The sequence below is a fragment of the Chryseobacterium sp. Bi04 genome (assembly GCF_918698085.1).
Lineage (GTDB): Bacteria > Bacteroidota > Bacteroidia > Flavobacteriales > Weeksellaceae > Chryseobacterium.
Genome location: NZ_CAKKLP010000001.1, coordinates 575,510 through 597,227 on the forward strand (window position 1 = coordinate 575,510; position 21,718 = coordinate 597,227).

Genomic DNA, 21,718 nt, shown 5'->3' on the forward strand with positions numbered 1-21,718 from the left:
AAAGTGAAAAAAAGATTCTCTTTTGTGTCTTTTAGATTTGAATTAAAATAAAAATATAAATGAAAAAATTAGGTATTATTGTTTTTGCCGTTTTTATACAGCATATCTCTGCGCAAACCAACAGATTTGTATATCAGGTAACTATGAAGCCGGATGCAGAAAATAAAACGGATATTAAAACTGAAAATGCGTATTTGGATATTTCCCCTGAAAAATCAGTCTTTTACTCTGAAAACAGGATCAAAAGAGATTCTATTATGCAAAAAGCATTTCAGGGAGGTGGTGGTAGAGGAAGCATCAACAGAGATCAGATGGAAAATCTGAGAACGAATATCAGCTATTCTGTAGAAAAAGATAAAACAAATCAGAAGACGTACTTTAAAGATAGAATAGGGAGAGATAGTTATTCTTATGAGGAAGACAGACCTCTGAACTGGAAAATTTCTTCAGAAACCACAAAAATTGGGGAATATAAAGTCCAAAAAGCAGAAACTGATTTTGGCGGAAGAAAGTGGACCACCTGGTTTACTACAGATCTTCCGTACCAGGATGGTCCTTATAAGTTTGGGGGGCTTCCCGGGCTGATCGTAAAAGTGGAAGATGATAGAGGAGATTATTCTTTTGATTTGATGAAAAATTTTAAGATTGCTGAATTTCCTGTTCTGAACCAGTTTGGATCTCCTATAAAAGTAAAAAGAGCCGATTTTGTAAAACAGCAGCAAAAGTTTAAGACTGATCCAGCAGCTTTTATGAACCAAAGCGGAGGGCAAGGTGGGTTTTCTACTACGATGAGAGTTGGTGGCGGAAGAGGCCCGGGTGGAGGTGGAAACCAAAATCCTGCTGATATGAAAAAAAGAATGGAAGAAAGGGTGAAAGAAGAAGCTAAGAAAAATTCTAATCCAATCGAATTGCAGTAAATAAAAAGGTCCTGAAGAAATTTTTCTTCAGGACCTTTTTTATATTCTATCTATTTATTTTAAAAGCTGGTTGAAAGTGTCACCTTGTCTGATATCACCGCTATTATAGCCCTTCATAAACCATTCTTTACGTTGTGCTGATGATCCGTGGGTAAAACTCTCCTGATTAACATATCCCTGAGCTCTTTTTTGGATGTTATCGTCTCCCACAGCCTGTGCTGCATCTATAGCAGACTGTATATCTCCCGGTTCCAGTATATGTTTGGAATCATCCGTTTTCTTGGCCCAGACTCCGGCATAGAAATCGGCCTGTAATTCTGTAGCAACAGACACTCTGTTCATCTCTGCTTCCGAATATCTTCCGCTTCTTCTGAGAGCATCTACTTTTTGTGTGGTACCCAAAAGAGTTTGTACATGGTGTCCTACTTCATGAGCAAGAACGTAAGCCACTGTAAATTCGGTAACCTTTGCTCCGAATCTCTGTTGAAGTTCATTGAAGAAACTCATGTCCATATATACTTTCTGATCAGCCGGGCAATAGAAAGGTCCCATTGCAGATTCAGCAACACCACATGCAGATCTGGTTGTATTTTCAAAAAGTACTACTTCAGGTGCAGCATAGGTCATCCCATTTTCTTTAAAGATCTGATCCCAGGTTAAGATATTCCATTTGGCCATCATGTCGACCATTTCACCGATCTGTTTTTCATTGGCAGTAAGTTCTCTTTTTTCACCGGAATTTCCTGAAGACTGTACACTGCCGGAATTCAATATACCGGAAGGGTCTCCTCCTAAAAAGAACACAATTGCTGCTATAATTAAAGTTCCGAGTCCGCCGCCTACGATCATGCCACCTCCTCCGCCTCCGGAACCACGGCGGTCATCAACGTTTCCGCCTCTGTCGTCTGTCCATTTCATACTAATAATTTTATGGGTAAATTTAATTAAATTAAGTTAAAACTATATCAGTCAATATTTTAAAAATACATAATGTTTTATCTGTTCAGCTGTTTTGTTTTCAGCCAATAGGATGTAGACTGATAGGCTGAGATGGTTTCATCTATCAGTTTCTGATCGGTATTCTTTAATAGTTTTTCGTTATAATACAGCTTAAATTCCGGTGCAAGATCACTTTTATCCAGTTCTAAAGAATATTGTTTTGCTTTTTTTACCGGAGAAATTACCGTTAGATGTCCATCCTTTATAAAGCCCAGATCCTGATACGTAGCAACATAAGCTTTAGGCTGGAATTCTTTTGTGAAAACATCCTGACCCAAGAACTTAGACTGGTAACTGAAATTCAGAAGCCCTAAAACCGTAGGCATTATATCGATCTGGGACATCAGTGAATTAAACTTTTGAGGCTCGATAAATCCTTCCGAAAAAATCATGGCTGGAATTCTGTATTTATCCATCGGAAGTTCTGTTTTTCCTGCACTGGAAGCGCAATGGTCTGCAATGATAACAAAGACTGTATTTTTGTACCAATCCTGTTTTTTAGCCATATCAAAGAAAAGTTTAAGCGAATAATCTGTATATTTTACACCGCCTTCACGGGATTTTGATGTTCCCGGAATATCAATCCTTCCATCAGGATAAGTGAATGGTCTGTGATTGGAAACGGTCATCCAATGATTAAAAAACGGTTTTCCTGATTTTGCTTCGGCATTCATCACCTGGATTGCTTTTTTAGCCATATCTTCATCCGCAACGCCCCAAACATTGGCAAAACTGATTTCCTCAGGTTTAAAATTATTTCTGTCTACGATGCCATACCCATTTCCTTGGAAGAAGTCCTGCATATTATCAAAATAGCTATATCCTCCGTAAAGAAATTTAACATCATAGCCTTTAGATTTAAAAACATTTCCTGTTGTAAATTTGTTTTTATTATCATCTCTTTTAATAATACTTTCTCCTGCTGTTGGAGGGATACAAAGGGTTAAAGCTTCCAGACCGCGTACGGTTCTGTTTCCTGTAGCATAGAGGTTGGTGAACATCAATGACTTCTCTGCCAGGCTGTCTAAGAACGGAGTGATTTTTTGAGTATTTCCATAATGTTCCATAAAATCTGCAGAAAGGCTTTCAATGGAGATCAGGACTACATTTTTCTTTAGCTCGGGCTGTTCAGCTACAATATTTCTTGCCAATGCAGGCGGTGAATACTGGCTTAAGAAATTCTTTTCTGCCTGCTGTTGATTGATCTGTGAATAAAACTGGAAATAGTCTAGCTCATTATGGGTAAAGGCCCAATAGAACTTAGGAATTCCATTCGCTTCAATTTCATTTGCAAAAACATTGTCAGACTTAATCTGCATCAATGAAGGGATTACCAATAAACTAGTTCCGCAAAGAACAGCATAGGAGCCCAGCAAAATCATTTTTTCCTTGAAGTTTGGAAGCTCCAAAAGTTCATTTTTTGTTTTTTTATAGATGAACCAGGTAATAGATAATGTTACAATAAGTATTGCCGAAAATAAAGGAACTACAGGGTAGCTTTCCATAATATTTCCGATCACTTCATTGGTGTAGATCAGATAATCTACTGCTATGAAGTTATAGCGTACTCCAAATTCATTATAAAAGAAGTACTCACTTACTCCATTAAAGATGATGGAAAGTACATATAATAAAAGGGTAATAAAGTATAATGTGTTACGAATTTTAATCCTTTGAGTAGGAAGGAAGAGCATGAGTCCAAAGAAAAAGGTCTTTATTCCTACAAATGCCAGTGCAACTTCTGTTATAGAGCCTCCGTACTGCTTGAAGATATTGTTCGGGATGAGCCATATATAAAGGAAAAATAAGACTAATATTCCAAAAATAATATAGCCGTAGGGCTTTTTATATTTTGAATTGGAGAGAAATAAAAAGTAAAGTGCAAGTAATGCACTGGCCAGTATGAAGACAAAGAAATCATTCAAAAGGCCAACTAACAAGACTTTTATTATTTCAAAAAATCCAAAACTAGCGGTTGTAATAGGGTGAAAAAAGAATACTGTCCTTATTATTAACGAGATAATAATATAGAAAACTCCTAAATATAGGAACGGTTTTATTTTTTTTAAAAACATGGAGATGCTGTCTATAGTAGTTTGCACAAAGATAGTTTTTGTGTGTAACTTTTAATAGAAAAAAATAAAAATATAGCGTTTATGGGTAAGATTTAGGAATTAAAATAATAAATTTTCAATCTATTTATTTTTCAGTTGTTCTGTATGCTTTTGTAACAATTCAATAAAAAAAGGACTATTAAAAATAGCCCTCTATATGTTGTATCAAATTAGGAGTGCCCGAATCCGATATTTCCTTTTTTATCCGATAATTTCTTTTTGAAATCAATCATTCTTAAAGCGGTTACTGCTGCTTCAACTCCTTTATTACCTAAATCACCACCACTTCTGGCAATAGATTGTTCTTTGGTATCATCAGTCAATACGCAGAATATTGTAGGGGTATCCGTCATGATGTTACAGTCTTTGATTCCCTGTGCTACTGCAGAACAAACATAGTCGAAGTGAGGGGTTTCTCCACGGATTACACATCCGATGGATATCACGGCATCATATTTTCTTTCTTTGCAAAGCTGCATGCTTGCATAGTTCAGTTCAAAAGCTCCGGGAACAGGAAAAAGTTTAATGTTCTCAGGTTTTACCCCTTCTTTTTCAAGTATTTCTAAAGCTGCATCGCGAAGATTGTATGTTACAAAGTCATTCCACTCAGAAAAAACAATGCCGATAGAAAAATCTTCGGCATTAGTTATATGAAGTGGCTTGTAATCGGAAAGATTAACTGTTGCCATTTTTTAATAATATTTAGTCATTTCAATATAAGAATCAGACATTCCGTTGTCATAGTCCTGATATTTCTCGTCAATTGCTGAGAAGTATTTTTTAGCTTCCGGATTTTTCTTCAACCCTAATGCTACGATCCCTGCTTTTCTTGTGAAGAAATAAGTAGTGTAAGGATCATCAGAAGCTGTTGCTGCCTTATCTAATAAAGCTAAAGCCTCATCGTTTTTGTTAAGACCTGATTTCGCATCCGCCATAGCCCCGTATTTCATTGCCATTAACGTTTTGTTATCAGATGAAAACTTATCTAAAAGGTCGTAAGATTCCTGGAATTTGCCTTCTTTAAATTTCAATAATCCGGCATTGTAAGCAGAAAGCTGACCTACGCTTGTTCCTGAATAATCGTTATATGTACCTACAAAACCTGGATTAGCTGCAGATTTTCCACCTAAAGCCTCTTTATCTTTACCTTCTACAAGGTTTTTTTGAGCAGCAAGGAAACTTTTTACAGCTTCAACATTCTTAGGAGCAACTACAAATTGCTTGTACCCAAAGAATCCTAGAACGCCTAAGATTAAAACTCCAAATACAATCCCTAAAGGTTTTGAATATTTTTCAAGAAATCTCTCAGTGTTTAAAGCCTCTCTGTCAAGGTCTTTAAAGAACTCAACCGTTTCTTTACCTTCTTGCTCATTCTGAGCATTCTTTCCCAATTTTGCCATAAGTTTTTAAAAATTGAACTGCAAATTTAATTGTTTCTGAATGATTTACAAAATACTTTATCAGTATTATTATGCAAATGTTATGAAATAGTATCTGTTTATCATAAAAATGCTTCGACTCCGCTCTGCAGGCTTTTTTTAAACCAACCTTTTGTTGATGTTGTCTCGCTGAGCGGAGTCGAATAATTTATAAGTAAAGTTCTTAGTATTCTAAGATATGATAGATTTCGGCACCGAACTTTTTAAGTTTTTCATCTCCCCCCAGGCCTTTTAAGCCAATAAGGAAACTGAACTGAGAAACGGTAGCTCCTTGTTTCTCTACCAGTTTGGCAGCTGCTTCGGTAGTACCTCCGGTAGCCAATAAGTCATCATGTATCAGTATTCTCTGTCCTTTTTTGATTTGTCCTTCACGGGTTTCTATTTCAGCAGTACCATATTCCAGGTCATATTTCTCTGAAATAATAGGTGGCGGAAGTTTTCCTTTTTTTCTGATCAGAATGAACGGAACTTCCAATGCCACTGCAATGGCGATTCCAAAAAGGTAACCCCGGCTTTCTATTCCGCATACAGCGTCTATTTTTCCTTTGCTGAAGGTAACCAGGTCGGCTATTACATCTTCATATAGTTTTGGGTCTAGAAAAATAGGTGAAATATCCTTAAACTGTATTCCTGGTATTGGAAAGTCAGGGAAATTTTCAATTGTTTCTTCTAGTCTTTTGATCAGTTCTGCTGAAGCCATTTATGGGTTTATTTTATAGCTGGAAATTTTCCAGTCTCCGTTTACATTTTTAAGTCCGAAAGTTACTTTTAGAGATGTCGTTTTACCATTTTTATCGGTTACATCATACGTTGCATTTACACTGGCTCCATTAGGATTGGTAGCACTTGTAGTGATGTTTTTTACGCTTACATTTTTTACAGATCCGAAACCTGAAGTTGGGTTTGAGAAAGACTCATAGCTTCCCCAGCTTGGGTTATTGGAGGCATCGTATGCTGCTTTTAAATTTTGAGAGCTTACGCTGTTCAAAAACTTACTTACTGTATTTTTAGGATCTGCGGCAGGTTGCTTTGGAGCAGCCGGTGATGTTGGAGTTGCAGTACCTGGTTCTGTAGTGGTAGGTGTTGTTGAAGGATTATTCGGATCTATTACAGCACTTGGCTGCTGAGTTACTGCTGCAGTGTCTGTTTTAGGAACGGCAGGAACTTTAAGGGCAGCAGCATTTACATCAAGCCCTATTTTTGACATCTTGAATGTTTTTGCTGTTGTTTTTACTGAAACAGTGATGTCTATTTTATTATCAACTACTTTTGAAGCCGGAATAGAGGAGAATTTAAGGTTAAATCCTTTAAAGTTATTATCCTGCATCAGGTTTTTGGCTGTAGAAAGTCTCACTCCGTTGCTGAAAACCTCTAATGTTGCCTCTAGTCCTGCGCCTGTAAATGATACCGGATTTCCTGCAGCATCTACAAGCCTTGGAATAATTTGTATTGATGTAGGAGCTCCAGTTCCGTCATCTCCCGTTGGTCTTGTAACAAGGCTTAGCGCTCCTGCTTTTACATCATTAGGGTCACTTTCCTTGGCTTTATCATCTCCGAAGATATTCATTTCTCCCAATGAAGGCGGGCCGGTACTTGCCCATTCGATTCCGTTTTTCTGTGCAATTTCGTCTGCCAGTGTCAGGATCTCTGGCACCTTTTTTCCGTCAATCAGTTTTCCAAGTGCTTTTAGCTCGTTCACATCACCATCTGCTTCTACACCGAATGTTTTAAGGATATAAAGAGCTTCATTAAACTTTATCTGTTTAATGGTTGATAAGCTGGCCGTCATATCATTGATACTCGACTGCAGTGTTTTAGTATTCGTAGCATCTACATGATCTTTCTTACATGCTGTAAAAAGCAACAGACTGAAAACAAGTAGAAAAGAAAACTTTTTCATTTTTATTTGGTTTGTTGCAAATTTAATAAAACCTTTATTAATAGTGGATTTTATTTTTTATTTTGTTTTTCCTTCAAGTTGTCCTTGAAAAAAGAGCTAAAAATGGTCTGCATATTGGGGAATGAGGAATCTTGCCAATACTGGGTTTTGTAGTTGCTGTAGTCTTTATTAAATTTTACTTCATCAGTATCGTTCACTGAAGCTGATTTCTGAAGGATAAAGATTTTGATAAGAAATAATCTGGTTGTAGTTTTCCTCACTTTTATGCTTTAGTTTAATAAAAAGGATTTCATTAAATTCCAGTAAGTCTTTGAGTGTTTTTTGAGAATCCTTTTCAAAAGCGATATTCTGAATTCCTCTCAGATCAAAAAAACGGAATCCAAACAGGGCAAATTCTTTTTGCTGCAGGTATTCACCGGTAACCTCCATTTCATCTTTGCTACTGCTTTTAAGCTCTTTTATTTTTATGTTTTTCTTTTTGTATTCATCAAGATTTCCCACCTTTTTCATATTGGGGATTCCCAATGAGCTTCCATAATCCCAAAGAGCGGTCTGGTTCTTTTCTTTCTTAGGATCTATAAGTCTGTCCGATATTGTTCCACCCGGCTGCTTTTCAGCTTTTTTGTTTTATTATCGAAGATATAGGTTACAATTCCATCGGCATAGGCATTCAGTTTATTGTTGACGGTAACATAAGAATTAAAATTTCCTTTTATAAGAATGTATTTTGCAGGTTTATTATTTTTAATGACTACGGTTTCTATTTCTTTTACCTGATCATTGATCTTAATAAATGGCTGGTCAAAATCTGAATAGGAGAGTGTGGCTACCAGAAAATTATTATATACCAGCTGGAATTTTTCCTGAGCCGGGGATAAGGATTGTTTATCAATTTTCCCATCAATATCAGAGTAGGCGAGTATACTACCGTCTTTACCAAAAACAGAAACCTTTGGAAGAGGAATATTGCTTTTTTCGGAAACGAAAGTAATGGTCTGGGCATGGGTGAAAATGGAGACCAGGCAGAATAGCAGGTAAACCAGATACATTTTTTTCATAGCACTATATTATTGCGATTAGACATCAGGCTTATGATTATGCAGGAAATTAATCCTAACACGACAGCTATTTGGGTTGACTGCATAAAAAAAGACTGATCGTTTACCAATCAGTCTTTTATAATTTTATTTTGTTACAAGTCCTTAGAAAGGATACTCATAAATTTCAGATTCGTGTAAGTAAGGGTTTCCTGTAGGAATCAGCTTCAGTTTAGATAAAGCAGAAAGTACAGTAAACATAAACAATCCAACTACGAATAGGAGAGCTCCCAGTATTAATAAGAATACTTCAGGAGTGTTCCAGTATGGTCCTACCGTTCCAGGCATTACCATGTTGAAGTAATCCAGGATGTGTCCTAAAATAACTACTACAGCCATTACTGTTACTACTTTGTAGTTTCTCTTGATGCTGCTGCTCACTAATACCAATAATGGTAATAAGAAGTTTACAATAAGCATTGGTAAGAATGTAGTACCATAGTGCTGGAATCTTCCAAAGAAGTAGTTAACCTCTTCCGGAACGTTGGCATACCAGTAAAGCATGAACTGAGCGAACCATGTATACGTCCAAAGCATACTTGTAGCGAAAAGGAATACTCCTAAATCGTGTAAGTGGTTGTCATTGAACTGAGGTAAGAAACCATTTTTCTTAAGATAAACACTTAATAGAATGATTACAGCAATACCACTTGAAAGGCAGCTAACCATTGAATACCAGATATACATTGTAGAATACCAGTGAGGATCAATAGACATTAACCAGTCCCAAGCCCAAGCAGCAGAAGCAAATCCGAAGAATGCAATATATCCTACTGCCCATCTGTAAAGCATCTGATATTCAACTTTAGATTTAGTTTCATCTACTTTTTTAGACTGAGCTTTCAGTTTCCATGCAAAGAATGAAGCACCTACTACATAAATGATCGTTCTGATAGCATAGAAAGGTATATTTAAGAATCTTTTCTTTTCGAATAAAATTACGTCAAAGTGTGCAGATTCAGGATTCGTTAATTCAGGATCCATCCAGTGGAATAGGTGGCCATTGTGCGTGATATTCAATATCATCATAATAACCAGAATTGCACCTCCGTAAGGAATATAAGAAGCAATAGCTTCCATTACTCTTGTAATAATAATTGGCCAACCAGCGTGGGCAGCATGCTGAATACAGTAGAAAAACAATACAGCACAACTTACTCCAAAGAAAAAGACAGCTACAAAGTGCAGCGATGCTAATGGCTGGTTGTGAACCTGAAGCTCGGCATGCTCTAAATGAGCCGCGTGATCCTGTGGTCCAACCATTTCACTTGAGTGGGTAGGAGCATTATGACCTGAAGCATGAACAGCTTCCATCATTTGTTCTATTTTCTCAGTAGAAAGTCCTTTATTCATAAAGAAGCCAATACCAAACAGAACTAAACCTACAACAAGAAGTATTATAGAAGTTGATTTTAATTTTGGTGAAAAACTATACATTTCTTTTCTTATTTTTTAGTTTCGGTAGTCGTTTCAGTTGCTGGCGCCGCTGCTGTAGCTGCTGCCGGTGCTGCTGCTCCTTTTTTGAAAGCACTCATCACATACATTGCCACTCTCCATCTGTCTCCTGCGTTCAGTTGTCCCGCATAAGATCCCATTGCATTTCTACCGTTTGTTAATACATAATGAACAGATCCTACCGTAATTTCTCTATCAGAATAGTTGGGTACACCAGAGAAAGCACCGGTTTGTACAATTGGACCTTGTCCATCACCTCCTGTTCCATGACATGCAGCACAAGTACGGTCAAACAACATTTTTCCTCTTTCAATATCTTTGGCAGCGTTTGCCGGATTAAGAGGAGAGGTTGTCATATTCTTGGAAGCGTCATATCCTGCATTGTATTGATCTACATTTTTAGGAAGTAAACCTTCTTCAAAGATTCCGTCTTTATTTTGAGCTACTGAACCTTCTACGGGAGCAAGACCTGTTGCAAAGCTGTTTTTTACAAATGCAGGGATTTCATTCTCATGATCTGAGTATGCATCCTGAGCTTTCATCAATGGGTCATAAGCTACCGGAAAATACATGTCCGGAAAATATACCAATGGAGCATTGTCTTTTGGTCCGCAAGAATTAAGTAAAACTGTAGTTAAACCTAAAACTGCTGTAATTTTTAATACATTCTTTTTCATTTTAAGCATCTTTAACAGTTATTTCTTCAACTCCAGTTTCAATAAGTAACTGTTTTACAGATTCTACATCTTCAGTTACAAATTCCATCATGAATTTATCATCAGTAGTTCTTGGATCTGGGTTCTGAGCGGGAGCTCCTGGATACATTTTGTTTCTAACCAAGAAAGTTAAAGACATCATGTGAGCTGCACAGAATACCATTAATTCGAACATTGGAACTACGAATGCCGGCATATTGTGTGCCCAGTCAAAAGCTGGTTTACCACCAATATTCTGAGGCCAGTCATGGTTCATTACATACCAGGTAACCGTAGCACCGATAGTAACACCATAAAGAGCATATAGAAAGGCCGCATCAGAAATTCTTGTTTTCTTTAATCCTAAAGCTTTGTCTAGTCCGTGAACCGGAAACGGAGTATATACTTCGTTTATTTTGATTCCTTTATCGTTGAATGCTTTAACGCCGTTCATTAAATCGTCGTCGTCAGCATAAAGTCCGTATACAATTTTAGTGGTGCTCATCTCCTTCTTTTGCTTTATAAGTTTCACCTGAAATTTTCAGAATCGATTTTAATTCAGCCTGTGCAATTACAGGGAATGTTCTTGCGTATAATAAGAATAATACAGAGAAGAATCCGATTGTTCCTAAGTATACACCCACATCAATGATCGTTGGCTTAAACATAGTCCAAGATCCTGGTAAGTAATCTCTTGAAAGGTTGATAACGATGATATCGAAACGCTCAAACCACATACCGATGTTAATGATCAATGCAACAATGAATGTCCAGATAATATTGGTTCTTGCTTTTTTGAACCAGAAAGATGCAGGAACAACAAGGTTACAGATAATCAATGACCAGAAAGCCCACCAGTAAGGTCCTACTGCAGCACCTGGTGAAAGGTACGTAAAGTCTTCAAATCTTGATCCGGAATACCATCCGATGAAGTATTCAGTAGCATAGGCTACCGTTACCATACCCCCTGTTAAAACGATTACAATGTTCATAATTTCGATATGATACATAGTAATGTAATCTTCAAGGTGACAAACTTTTCTGGCGATCAACAATAGGGTCTGTACCATTGCGAATCCTGAGAAGATTGCACCAGCTACGAAGTAAGGAGGGTAGATTGTAGAGTGCCATCCTTTAATAACTGAAGTTGCGAAGTCAAAAGATACCGTAGTGTGTACCGAGAATACAAGTGGAGTAGCTAACCCTGCAAGAACCAAAGAAAGTTCTTCGAATCTTTGCCAGTGTTTTGCTTTACCACCCCAACCGAAAGCTAAGAATGTATAAATCTTCTTAGTCCAAGGAGTTTTTGCTCTATCTCTGATCATTGCAAAGTCAGGGATTAATCCCATAAACCAGAATACAGTTGATACTGAGAAATAAGTTGAGATCGCAAATACGTCCCATAATAGCGGAGAGTTAAAGTTCCCCCAAAGAGAACCGAACTGGTTTGGTAAAGGGAATACCCAGTATCCAACCCAAACTCTACCCATGTGAATTACAGGGAAGATTGCTGCCTGCACCACCGCAAAGATCGTCATCGCCTCTGCAGATCTGTTTACAGACATTCTCCATCTCTGTCTAAATAATAATAATACTGCTGAGATTAGGGTCCCGGCGTGACCGATACCTACCCACCATACGAAGTTGGTAATATCCCAACCCCAGTTAATAGTTCTGTTAAGCCCCCATGCTCCAATACCTGTCCCGATAGTATAAGCGATACAGCCGAATCCATAGATGAATAGAACTAGTGCGGCATATAGTGAAATCCACCATAATTTACCTGCTCTTTCTTCGATAGGTCGTGCAATATCTTCTGTGATATCGTGATAAGTTTTGTGACCAATAATCAGAGGTTCCCTTATCGGAGCTTCGTAATGTCCTGACATTTTTTACCTATTTATTATTTAAACTTTATTTTTCTACTCTGTTTCTTACTTTAGTATGATAGAACACATTTGGTTTGGTTCCGATCTCCTCTAGTAAATAATATCTTCTGTTGCTAGAATATAAATCTCTAACTTCAGATTCTTTGTCATTCATGTCTCCGAACGTCATTGCTCCAGTAGAACAAGCAGCAGCACAAGCACAAGAGTTTTTAAACTCAGCATCTGTTACTTTTCTGTTGTCTCTCTTAGCTGCTAAAATAGTAGCCTGAGTTTCTTGGATACACATTGAACATTTCTCCATTACCCCTCTAGTTCTTACAACTACGTCTGGGTTAAGTACCATTCTTCCTAAATCGTTGTTCATGTTGAAGTCGAACTTGTCATTTAGGTTATACGTAAACCAGTTGAAACGTCTTACTTTGTACGGACAGTTGTTTGCACAATATCTGGTACCGATACATCTGTTGTAAGCCATATGGTTTTGACCTTGTTTACCGTGTGAAGTAGCCGCTACCGGACATACAGTTTCACATGGAGCGTGGTTACAGTGCTGACACATTACAGGCTGGAAGATTACATCCGGATTGTCTGCAGGGTGGTTTAATGCACCTCCTTCTTTATTGAAAGCAGTACCGTATAATTCTGGTACAGCCATTCCTTCTTTTAATCCTTCATATACCTCTACTTTCTGTCTTGAAGAATAGTAACGGTCAATTCTTAACCAATACATATCTCTGGACATTCTTACCTCTTCTTTACCTACTACAGGAACGTTGTTTTCAGCCTGACATGCAATAACGCAAGCTCCACAACCTGTACAAGAGTTTAAGTCGATAGATAAGTTGAAGTGAGGACCATCTGTATCATCAAAAGCATCCCAAAGGTCAATTTTTCTTGCTGGAAGTGCTCCACTGATGGTGTGGTATTCCAAAGGCTTGTTCCATCCTTTGTGCTCATCATCAAAAGGTACGCTGATGAATTCCGCTAAAGGAACTTCCTTAGCAATTTCATAACGTCCCATTAAGGTGTTTTGAAGCTGGATACCTGCAAATTCGTGATCTTCTCCTGTCTTTTCAATTTTAACTCCTGAAAGAGCCAGGTTAGAACCATCAAATAATGGATAAGCATTTACCCCTGTATCTGCAGTAGCTCCTGAGTTCTTTTTACCATAACCAAGCGCTAGACCTACAGATCCTTCTGCCTGACCGGGTTGAATGAATACAGGAACATCTTTTATTGTTACTCCGTTTACAGTAAGGTTTACGATAGAACCATCCAACTGCATTCTTGCATTAAGATCGTTATCAATCGCAAATTTCTCTGCATCTTTAGGAGAAATTGTCAAGTAATTATCCCAAGACATTCTGGTAAGAGGATCCGGTAATTCCTGCAACCAAGGGTTGTTTGCCTGAGTACCATCTCCCATTGAAGTCTTAGTATATAATACCAATTCTAATTCGGAAGCTTTAAAGTTTCCTAATTCAGCAACCGCCTGTGCAGCGTTTCCACCTGTATAAGATAATGTTGTTGCGTTGTTAGAAGTAACAATACCGTTATATAAAGCCTTATTGAAAGAAGTAGCACCTAAGATAGAAGCTGAGCTGGCTTTTAAATAATCATAGTAGTTGTTAGCAGCATTGTTTTTTCCATTCTTCCAAACCAATAAAGATTCTTCAATCTGTCTTGACTTGTAGATTTTCTGGATCGTAGGCTGCATTAATGAATATACTCCTGTCTGAGGTTCAATATCACCCCAAGATTCTAGCCAGTTAGCTACAGGAATTACAGCTTTCGCTGCTTTGTACATTTCATTTTTCTTATCAGCAACAGCTACTACACAAGCAACTTTTGATAAAGATTTTTTGAAATCTTCTCCTTTTGGATGAGAGTAAATAGGGTCTACATTGTTTGCGATTAATACGCCAACCTGACCTGCATTTACCCATCCTAAGAATTCCTGGTATCTTGCTTTATCAAATTCTTTCAGGAAGTTTGCTTTACCAGTGAAAGCTACTGATCCTAATTTTTGGTTGATTAAGTGTGCTAAAACCTGTGCTCCTTTAGAACTGTCAGCTAAAACAACAGCTTTACTGCCTTTTGCTTTAAGTTCGTTAGCAATTTCAGTAGCCGTCTTATCAGAAGTACCACCACCTACAATTGCATTGTAAACTTCAACTAAAGTTTTGTTTACTGCACTTGGCTTTAATCTGTATCTTGAGTCAGCATTAGCACCTGTCAATGACATGTTAGATTCCACCTGGATGTGTCTCAACATGTTTGGACCCGGCTTTCTTGCTGCTGCGTAAGAAGTTTCTAAGCTTGAAGCATTATAGTCTCCTAAGAAGTCAGCCTGAAAAGAAACTACCAATTCAGAACCTTTAAGGTCATATACTGGTAATGCTCTCTGTCCGAATACTTCCTGAGCTGCATCCAGAGACGCAGAGTAAGGGAAAGCATCATAGGTTACTAATTCTGCTGTAGGATATTTTGCTTTGAATTCAGCAAATAGCTTTTTGAAAGTTGGTGAAGCAAAAGAGTGTGACAAAAGCACAATCTTTTTACCTGCAGCTTTCGCATCTTCCAATCCTTTAAGAACAAAGCTGTCTACTTTATCGAAAGTTTCGTCCTTACCATCCAGTTTAGGCTGCTTTACTTTATCATTATCATAAAGAGAAAGTACACTTGCCTGAGCTCTTGCATTAGTTTTACCTAAATCACCAGCTGCTGGGTTTGGATCAATTTTGATAGGTCTACCTTCACGGGTCTTTACTAAAACACTGGCAAAGTCGAAACCATCAAAATAAGTGGAAGCGTAATAATTGGGTACTCCCGGAATAATATCATGTGGCTTTACCACATAAGGAATTGTTTTGATTACCGGAGCTTCACAGGCAGCTAATGTAACTGCTGCTGTAGAGAATCCTAAAAGCTTTAGGAAGTCTCTTCTTGAAGTACTTGATCCGTTGTTCTCAGCATCTCCAAGGAAATCTTCTACCGGAATTTCTTCCTGAAACTCTTTCTGAGCCAGCTTATTATTTAAAGCTGGGTCTTTAAGTTCATGAATACTTCTGAATTGTATTTTGTTTGAAGCCATTTATACTTCTAATTTTTTAGTTATTAATAATGACATTTACCACACTCAAGACCTCCAATTGCATCTACAGTGATTTTACCTCCATCCTTAGGATATTGTTTTTTCAACTTGTCATGTAGATTTTTGAAGTACTCTTTATTATAACCGTTGTTCATATCAACTTCAGTCGTTCTGTGGCACTCGATACACCATCCCATAGTAAAGTCGTTAGCCATTTGAACAACATTCATTGTATCAATTTTTCCGTGACAAGCTTTACATACAACATCAATTTTGTTGTCAGGATTCTTTTTGTTGAAAGAATTGATGATTGCCTGCTCACCAGCTACTACGTGCTGAGAGTGGTTGAAGTACACGAAGTCTGGCATGTTGTGGATTCTTGTCCATTCAACCGGCTGAGTTTTTCCTGTGTACTGTTGTTTTGCAGGATCCCAACCTGTTGCAGCATAGATCTTCTGGATCTCTCCGTCATAGAATGCCTTGTCTTTTCCTGGCTCCATGTAGTGATCTGCGTTGTATTCAGAAATTGTTCTGTGACAGTTCATACAAACGTTCATAGAAGGAATTTCAGATACCTTTCCGTATTTGGCACTGGAGTGACATAGCTGACAGTCAATTTTCTGTTCTCCAGCGTGAATTTTGTGAGAGAAGTAGATAGGTTGTTCTGGTTTGTATCCTTTGTACACCCCGATCCACATTAGCCAGTTCCATACTCCGTAAGCTGCAAGAATAGCCAGAATAGTTAAAGCTATCTTCCCAACGTAATGGAACTTCTCATACATTTCCTTGAACGAACGAACCCTTGTTTCATTAAGACCCGCTAATTCTTCAGACTGACCCAGTGTTACCAGCTGTCTTAGTTTTACCAAGATCCAAACTAATAAACCTGCAATCGCTAAAAGAGAAATGATGACAATGTTTGTAGTAGTTTTGTCTGCAGGTGCTGCCGCGGCTGCGCCAGTTGCAGAAGTTGCTTCCGGTTTTTTCTCTTCCGGAGCCGGAGGATTAGTAGTGAAAGCTAAAATGTCATCAATATCCTTCTCTGTAAGATTAGGAAACTGTAACATCTCAGTCTTATTATACTTTTCAAAAATCTCATTGGCGTATTTATCCCCAGAAGCTCTAAGAGCTTTGTTGTCTTTGATCCACTTGTGAAGCCAATCTTTGTCTACACCACCCTCTGTCTTTACACGTTCTACAACCCCTTTTAATGGAGGTCCAATAACCTGTTTGTCCAGCGCGTGGCATGCAGTACAATTCGCTTTGAAAAGTTTCTCTCCGTTTTTAGGATCGCCGTCTTGCCCGTAAAATGAAGCACTGGTTGATAGCAATAAGCCTATTGCGATCAACGTTTTTTTATAATGCTTTCTCCAACTAATCATTTAAATTATCTTATGTTAGTAAAATATTGAACATATCAATCCCGCAAAAATAATATTTTTAACACTAATTTAACGGCATATAAAAAGGGGAAAATGTCATTTAAGGTTAATTTGTATTGATTCTAAATAACCTGTTTGGTATAGTTTTTTAATTTGTATAAATTTGCGGAAACAAGTTTAAATGAGAAATCTGATCAAAATATTTTCAATATTATCATTATTAGGATTTTATAATATTGAAGCACAGCAAGTTGTTAAAAAGGATACGCTTTCGGGAACGGAGCTTGTCATGACTATGGATTCTAAAATTAATACTGCCTTGGAAGGAATTGAAGGCAAATGTTCCAAAGTTGCGAGTAATATTCCAACTAAAGATTCTAATAATACCGATAATGGTATTTCTACTGGAGGAATCACGAGGCCACCTAAAATTTATGTTCCAAATAGAGAACTTACAAATGCTGAGATTTGTAAAAAGAATCCTAGAATTTTAGGATTTAAAATTCAGATTACAACGGTTAAAAGCAATGAGGAAGCTAATGAGGTGAAGGCTTATTTCAGAAAGAGATTCCCCAATCTTAAGGTGGAAACCGATGCTTCTTTAAGACCAAATTATAAGATTTTAGCTGGAAGTTACTTTACAAAACAAAGTGCTGCGGGTGATCTTTCAAGAATCAGAGAATATTTCAAATCTGCTGTTGCTGTACAGTACAGAATTTTCTGTGCGGAAGCAAAATAAAAGAGATTTGATTTCACAAATACTAAAAAGAAGCTGTCTCACAACTAAACGATGTGGGTTGAGAATCATTTAAACGAAAACCCTTCTCATATAGGGGTACAGGAAAATTTCATAAAAAAGGCCGTTTTCACGAGTTGTGAGACGGCCTCTTTTCTATTGGTAATACGTTTCCAGGAACCAGAAAAACTCAGACATTCTATACCAGTTGTTGGTCAGCAGGTAAACAAACAGCAGAGCAACGATTAATGTTAAAAATGCGGATATTTTTGGGGATGATCTGTAAGCATAGAAAAGCCATCCTATGAGCAGTGGGTAGACAAAAACAAAATGCCCTCCATAGATATAGGAGGTGTGAAGACCGAATCTCATAACACAGTGAATGATCATATCAACAAAAAATGAGATCATAATAATCTGGACCCATTTATTTTTAAAATTCTTAAAATAACTCCAACTTATCAGTGCCAGTAATACACCTACGAAAATATATGAAAACACTGATGAATACGACTCCATATAAAGTGCTTTGAAGGAAAAGCCTTTCATATTATGTTTGTCAGATATGATAAAACCTGGGAATAAAATGTTACCGCCAAAAAAGAAAGAAAGGATCATATCCCATGTAGGTATGGATTCTACATTAGAGAATTTTTCATACTGCTGGTTGGTTTTTGAAAAGATGTTCTGGTATTTAAAATCAATCCGGTTCAGGTAGAGTAGTGCATAGCAAATAACAGCAATTGTTCCCCTCAGAATTGCATTACCTAATTTTTTCCAATCCCGGAAAAGACCTTTTTCAAAAAATACCGGAATGAAAACCTTTACAAGATTGGTTATAGTAAGGCCTCCAATGCCAATGACTGCCAGTGATAACGCTGCTGTGGGTGTTTTTTCCTGTTTTCTTAATTTGATGGCCGCATAGTGGTTGTATAGGCTAAGTAAGAATAGAGTGTAAGTGAAGTTTTCAGGAGTGAATGACAGGATGATATTCGTTGAAAAAATACCAAAAAACAGGATGATGAGTACATTAAGTGATAAAGGAAGTCTGATAATATTTTTTAAGTATTTAAAAACCTGAACAATATTCAATGTGATGATGATGTTGCTAAGCCATGCCAGTGTAAGCCTGAAATTAGTATCCATTTTACCTCCTGAAATAAAAAGTGAAAATTCTCTGACCCAATTGAAAAAATAATAGGACAGGGGGTGTCTCTCGAAGCTTCCTCCGGTCATAAGAATGGATTTGTTATCAAAACTAAAGTACGCATCCCATGGAATTCTGCTGTCAAATATTATTCTGTAGTTGAGGGCTATGTAAGATCCGAGGATTCCATAGCAGGTGATAAAAAATAAAAAAACGGCCACTTCTGTATAAGTGGAAGGAAATACCAGCTTTAAAAAATGAATAAGTTTTGTTTTGATCAAAGACACGGGTCAGATTTTTTGCAAAAGTAGAAATAAAAAGCTCACCATATTAGGTGAGCTTCTAAGATTATATAAATTTAAATCGCTTAGTTTTTTACTACTTTTCTTGTAGAAGTACTTCCGTCCGTAAATACCACCTTTACTAAGTATGTCCCTTTTGGGAATGAAGATATATTTGGATTTTCGGAATTTGTCTGTAGTAATGATTTTCCTGTCATATCAAAAACCGAAGTAGCTTTTATTTTTTTATCAGTTTTGATATTGATTTCTCCTTTAGTAGGATTAGGATAGATGTCTAAAGATGCTTTTTTTGAAACGGCTTCATGAGTGGCTAATGTACCGCTGGTAAGAACCTGAACGTCATCTAAAGAAACTGCATCAGCATCTGTTGCTGTGTATTGGAATCTTATTTGAACATTTGCCTGTCCAGCATAAGCAGATAAATCTTTTTGAACTTGTACAGTGTTGTATAAATCTGTAGCTTCGTTTCCATCTCCATCATCTGTGAAACCTGCTTCTGTATCTTCATCCCAAAGAGTTGTCCATGTGGTTCCACCATTTGTTGATATCTGTGCAATGAGGTTTCCGTTGTCTAAATCGATCATATAAGACCATCCTACTACCACTTTAAATTTTAATGCAGGATTTGTTGTTCCTACCAAGCTGAAAGATGGGCTTATCAGGTTGGCAACATTGTTTGATGCTGAATAGTCTATTGCAGCAGAAGTTGTTCCATTAATGGAATAGGTTGTTACTGCTGCTGCTCCACTTGATGGGAAAGTACTAGCTACATTAGACGGTCCCCATGGTCTTGAGGCTAAAGTTGCTGATCTTGTCCATCCTGTAGGGGGGAAGGTTCCTTCAAAACTTTCAGACAGTACTGTCTGCGCGCTGCTATAAAAGCTTGCTAATAATGCAAAAGATAATAGAGTTCTTTTCATGAGAATATTTTTTTCTAAAATTAGGAAAAATATTTTAATAGCATAATGAATATTCAACAAATAAAGAAAAATATTAGATTTTCACTAAGAACTACAGGAAAGTGTAGAACATCCGGTAATGTCATCATAGCTGTTTGGGCGTTTGGCTGAAAACTCCGGATGCCTTTCCTCATAAGGGTTTTCTAGTGCTTCGGTTAGTTTTTTCAGCATGTCTGTTCTCCCAATGCTGATCTCTTCAATACATTCATAGAGCAGGTAGTTTCTGAGTGTGAATTTAGGATTTGTTTTTTTCATTAAAGCTAAAGAATCCTCTCTTGAAATGGTGTTTAGATTTAAACGGGAGTTGTATGTAGTAAGAAAATCTTCCAGTTTTTTCAGTTTTTCTTCATTAACCGGAGTATAGGAAACCTTGTTGAAGAAGTCTTTTACATCTGTAGTATAAGGGAGTTTTTCAAGATAATTGAAAAATAAAGTGTAATCCAGCTGCAATTCCTGCATCAGGCCCTGCCAGTTGGTAAAAAAATCTTCATCCTCTTTACGCAGCTCATCAAAACCGAATTTTCTACAAAGCATTGCATCATGGCTCTCCCAGAAATAGGTCCCAAAATGATTTAAGGTATCTTCTAAAAATTTTTCGTCTTTAATTATGGGATGAAGAGCATTGGCAAGCTGCCAGAGATTCCATTGGGCAATCTGGCCCTGTTTTCCAAAAGCATATCTTCTTCCCGGAAGGTCAGTGGTATTTGGTGTAAAATTCAAATCATATTCATCCATCATTGAATAAGGCCCGTAATCTATGGTTAATCCCAAAATTGACATATTGTCTGTATTCATTACTCCATGCACAAAGCCTACTCTGAACCACTCAACTATTAAATTTGCAGTTTTTGTACAGACGTTTTCAAAAAAATCTTTATATCTCTGAATGCCTGATGAAGAGATTTCGGGAAAGTAATTCTCAATGGTAAAATCTACCAGTTCCTGTAAGGTTTTATATTCCCTTTGTGCAGACATGAGTTCAAAATGACCAAAACGGAGAAAGCTTTCCGCTGTTCTTATGACCACAGCTCCTTTTTCCAGTTGTGGATTTCCGTTATACATCATATCACGAACCACATCTTCTCCTGTAAAAGCCAGGCTTAAGGCTCTTGTAGTGGGAACACCCAGATGATACATAGCTTCACTCATCAGATATTCCCGGACTGAAGATCTTAATACGGCTCTTCCGTCTGCATGCCGTGAGTAAGGTGTTGCACCTGCTCCCTTCCATTGCAATTCTGTCTTTTGGCCTGAATTATTTTCAATTTCCCCTGCCAGAATTGCTCTTCCGTCTCCAAGCTGTCCTGCCCAGTTTCCAAACTGATGTCCGGCATAGGCTGTGGCATAGGTTTGAATATTTTCTGGAAGCTTGTTTCCAACCAGAAAATCAAGATCTTTTTCTTCAAATGCTCCTAGCCCTATTTCTTCAGAAAGTGTTTGATTAAAAGCTATTAGCTTAGGTTCGCCAAATCCTGCCGGGCTAATGGTAGCAAATAAAACCTTGGGCGTATTTCTCTGCATAAGGTTGCCGGAAAAATCTCCTGGAAATTTCTTGATGAAAGGTTGTCTGATGCGTTCGATATTCATACACCA

General features: G+C 37.4%; 19 protein-coding genes. 2 read left to right on the forward strand and 17 right to left on the reverse strand.

Going from position 1 to position 21,718, the window contains the following annotated elements:
* Positions 1-59: 59 nt before the first annotated feature.
* Positions 60-917 carry a GLPGLI family protein gene (locus LQV47_RS02550; RefSeq protein WP_230033466.1) on the forward strand — a complete coding sequence of 286 codons (858 nt, stop codon included), beginning with the start codon at positions 60-62 and terminating at the stop codon, positions 915-917.
* Positions 918-971: 54 nt separating this feature from the next.
* Here LQV47_RS02550 and LQV47_RS02555 read toward each other — a convergent pair whose 3' ends face one another.
* The 14 genes from LQV47_RS02555 to LQV47_RS02620 all read right to left on the reverse strand — a co-directional run bounded on the left by LQV47_RS02555 (position 972) and on the right by LQV47_RS02620 (position 16,981).
* Entirely contained in the window at positions 972-1,835 is an 864-nt protein-coding gene (locus tag LQV47_RS02555) for a neutral zinc metallopeptidase (RefSeq protein WP_230033468.1), read from the reverse strand.
* Between the two features lie 77 nt (positions 1,836-1,912).
* On the reverse strand, positions 1,913-3,991 hold the full coding sequence (locus tag LQV47_RS02560; protein WP_230034230.1) for an alkaline phosphatase family protein: 2,079 nt from the start codon (positions 3,989-3,991) through the stop codon (positions 1,913-1,915).
* 209 nt (positions 3,992-4,200) lie between these two features.
* Positions 4,201-4,719 (reverse strand): 6,7-dimethyl-8-ribityllumazine synthase, encoded by a 519-nt coding sequence (gene ribH, locus LQV47_RS02565; RefSeq protein WP_034734563.1) that lies wholly within the window; start codon positions 4,717-4,719, stop codon positions 4,201-4,203.
* Positions 4,720-4,722: 3 nt separating this feature from the next.
* A complete protein-coding gene (locus tag LQV47_RS02570; RefSeq protein ID WP_230033470.1) occupies positions 4,723-5,430 on the reverse strand; it encodes a tetratricopeptide repeat protein in 708 nt (235 codons plus the stop codon).
* A 202-nt stretch (positions 5,431-5,632) separates the two neighbouring features.
* Positions 5,633-6,169 carry an adenine phosphoribosyltransferase gene (locus LQV47_RS02575; protein WP_230033472.1) on the reverse strand — a complete coding sequence of 179 codons (537 nt, stop codon included), beginning with the start codon at positions 6,167-6,169 and terminating at the stop codon, positions 5,633-5,635.
* Entirely contained in the window at positions 6,170-7,369 is a 1,200-nt protein-coding gene (locus tag LQV47_RS02580; protein ID WP_230033474.1) for a hypothetical protein, read from the reverse strand.
* Positions 7,370-7,552: 183 nt separating this feature from the next.
* On the reverse strand, positions 7,553-7,879 hold the full coding sequence (locus LQV47_RS02585; RefSeq protein WP_230033476.1) for a hypothetical protein: 327 nt from the start codon (positions 7,877-7,879) through the stop codon (positions 7,553-7,555).
* Between the two features lie 65 nt (positions 7,880-7,944).
* On the reverse strand, positions 7,945-8,427 hold the full coding sequence (locus tag LQV47_RS02590) for a hypothetical protein (RefSeq protein WP_230033478.1): 483 nt from the start codon (positions 8,425-8,427) through the stop codon (positions 7,945-7,947).
* Between the two features lie 144 nt (positions 8,428-8,571).
* A complete protein-coding gene (locus tag LQV47_RS02595; RefSeq protein WP_047484633.1) occupies positions 8,572-9,903 on the reverse strand; it encodes a hypothetical protein in 1,332 nt (443 codons plus the stop codon).
* An 8-nt stretch (positions 9,904-9,911) separates the two neighbouring features.
* Positions 9,912-10,607 carry a cytochrome c gene (locus LQV47_RS02600; protein WP_230033480.1) on the reverse strand — a complete coding sequence of 232 codons (696 nt, stop codon included), beginning with the start codon at positions 10,605-10,607 and terminating at the stop codon, positions 9,912-9,914.
* Complete coding sequence (locus LQV47_RS02605; RefSeq protein ID WP_047484637.1) at positions 10,600-11,121, reverse strand: DUF3341 domain-containing protein; 522 nt, start codon at positions 11,119-11,121, stop codon at positions 10,600-10,602. The genes LQV47_RS02600 and LQV47_RS02605 overlap by 8 nt, the downstream gene beginning before the upstream one ends.
* Positions 11,108-12,505, reverse strand: a complete 1,398-nt coding sequence (gene nrfD, locus LQV47_RS02610) for an NrfD/PsrC family molybdoenzyme membrane anchor subunit (RefSeq protein WP_047484639.1) — start codon at positions 12,503-12,505, stop codon at positions 11,108-11,110. The genes LQV47_RS02605 and nrfD overlap by 14 nt, the downstream gene beginning before the upstream one ends.
* Before the next feature lie 25 nt (positions 12,506-12,530).
* Positions 12,531-15,599, reverse strand: a complete 3,069-nt coding sequence (locus LQV47_RS02615) for a TAT-variant-translocated molybdopterin oxidoreductase (protein WP_230033488.1) — start codon at positions 15,597-15,599, stop codon at positions 12,531-12,533.
* Between the two features lie 23 nt (positions 15,600-15,622).
* A complete protein-coding gene (locus tag LQV47_RS02620) occupies positions 15,623-16,981 on the reverse strand; it encodes a c-type cytochrome (RefSeq protein ID WP_202272019.1) in 1,359 nt (452 codons plus the stop codon).
* A 181-nt stretch (positions 16,982-17,162) separates the two neighbouring features.
* On the opposite strand from LQV47_RS02620, the gene LQV47_RS02625 reads away from it, so the two are divergent.
* On the forward strand, positions 17,163-17,720 hold the full coding sequence (locus tag LQV47_RS02625; RefSeq protein ID WP_230033492.1) for an SPOR domain-containing protein: 558 nt from the start codon (positions 17,163-17,165) through the stop codon (positions 17,718-17,720).
* A 153-nt stretch (positions 17,721-17,873) separates the two neighbouring features.
* Here the strand turns inward: LQV47_RS02625 and LQV47_RS02630 are convergent, their stop codons facing one another.
* The 3 genes from LQV47_RS02630 to LQV47_RS02640 form a co-directional block, all read right to left on the reverse strand.
* On the reverse strand, positions 17,874-19,145 hold the full coding sequence (locus tag LQV47_RS02630; protein ID WP_230033494.1) for a DUF6080 domain-containing protein: 1,272 nt from the start codon (positions 19,143-19,145) through the stop codon (positions 17,874-17,876).
* Between the two features lie 86 nt (positions 19,146-19,231).
* Complete coding sequence (locus tag LQV47_RS02635) at positions 19,232-20,086, reverse strand: T9SS type A sorting domain-containing protein (RefSeq protein WP_115916763.1); 855 nt, start codon at positions 20,084-20,086, stop codon at positions 19,232-19,234.
* Between the two features lie 84 nt (positions 20,087-20,170).
* On the reverse strand, positions 20,171-21,712 hold the full coding sequence (locus LQV47_RS02640; RefSeq protein ID WP_230033496.1) for a protein adenylyltransferase SelO family protein: 1,542 nt from the start codon (positions 21,710-21,712) through the stop codon (positions 20,171-20,173).
* Between the last annotated feature and the right edge of the window lie 6 nt (positions 21,713-21,718).

Bases quoted from the DNA above. Each gene is read 5' to 3' on its own strand.
- LQV47_RS02605 (WP_047484637.1), bottom strand. From the start codon at position 11,121: ATGAGCACCACTAAAATTGTATACGGACTTTATGCTGACGACGACGAT.
- ribH (WP_034734563.1), bottom strand. From the start codon at position 4,719: ATGGCAACAGTTAATCTTTCCGATTACAAGCCACTTCATATAACTAAT.
- LQV47_RS02590 (WP_230033478.1), bottom strand. From the start codon at position 8,427: ATGAAAAAAATGTATCTGGTTTACCTGCTATTCTGCCTGGTCTCCATT.
- LQV47_RS02550 (WP_230033466.1), top strand. From the start codon at position 60: ATGAAAAAATTAGGTATTATTGTTTTTGCCGTTTTTATACAGCATATC.
- LQV47_RS02595 (WP_047484633.1), bottom strand. From the start codon at position 9,903: ATGTATAGTTTTTCACCAAAATTAAAATCAACTTCTATAATACTTCTT.
- LQV47_RS02625 (WP_230033492.1), top strand. From the start codon at position 17,163: ATGAGAAATCTGATCAAAATATTTTCAATATTATCATTATTAGGATTT.
- LQV47_RS02570 (WP_230033470.1), bottom strand. From the start codon at position 5,430: ATGGCAAAATTGGGAAAGAATGCTCAGAATGAGCAAGAAGGTAAAGAA.
- LQV47_RS02600 (WP_230033480.1), bottom strand. From the start codon at position 10,607: ATGCTTAAAATGAAAAAGAATGTATTAAAAATTACAGCAGTTTTAGGT.
- LQV47_RS02555 (WP_230033468.1), bottom strand. From the start codon at position 1,835: ATGAAATGGACAGACGACAGAGGCGGAAACGTTGATGACCGCCGTGGT.
- LQV47_RS02560 (WP_230034230.1), bottom strand. From the start codon at position 3,991: ATGTTTTTAAAAAAAATAAAACCGTTCCTATATTTAGGAGTTTTCTAT.
- LQV47_RS02620 (WP_202272019.1), bottom strand. From the start codon at position 16,981: ATGATTAGTTGGAGAAAGCATTATAAAAAAACGTTGATCGCAATAGGC.
- LQV47_RS02615 (WP_230033488.1), bottom strand. From the start codon at position 15,599: ATGGCTTCAAACAAAATACAATTCAGAAGTATTCATGAACTTAAAGAC.
- LQV47_RS02585 (WP_230033476.1), bottom strand. From the start codon at position 7,879: ATGAAAAAGGTGGGAAATCTTGATGAATACAAAAAGAAAAACATAAAA.
- LQV47_RS02575 (WP_230033472.1), bottom strand. From the start codon at position 6,169: ATGGCTTCAGCAGAACTGATCAAAAGACTAGAAGAAACAATTGAAAAT.
- LQV47_RS02635 (WP_115916763.1), bottom strand. From the start codon at position 20,086: ATGAAAAGAACTCTATTATCTTTTGCATTATTAGCAAGCTTTTATAGC.
- LQV47_RS02580 (WP_230033474.1), bottom strand. From the start codon at position 7,369: ATGAAAAAGTTTTCTTTTCTACTTGTTTTCAGTCTGTTGCTTTTTACA.
- LQV47_RS02640 (WP_230033496.1), bottom strand. From the start codon at position 21,712: ATGAATATCGAACGCATCAGACAACCTTTCATCAAGAAATTTCCAGGA.
- nrfD (WP_047484639.1), bottom strand. From the start codon at position 12,505: ATGTCAGGACATTACGAAGCTCCGATAAGGGAACCTCTGATTATTGGT.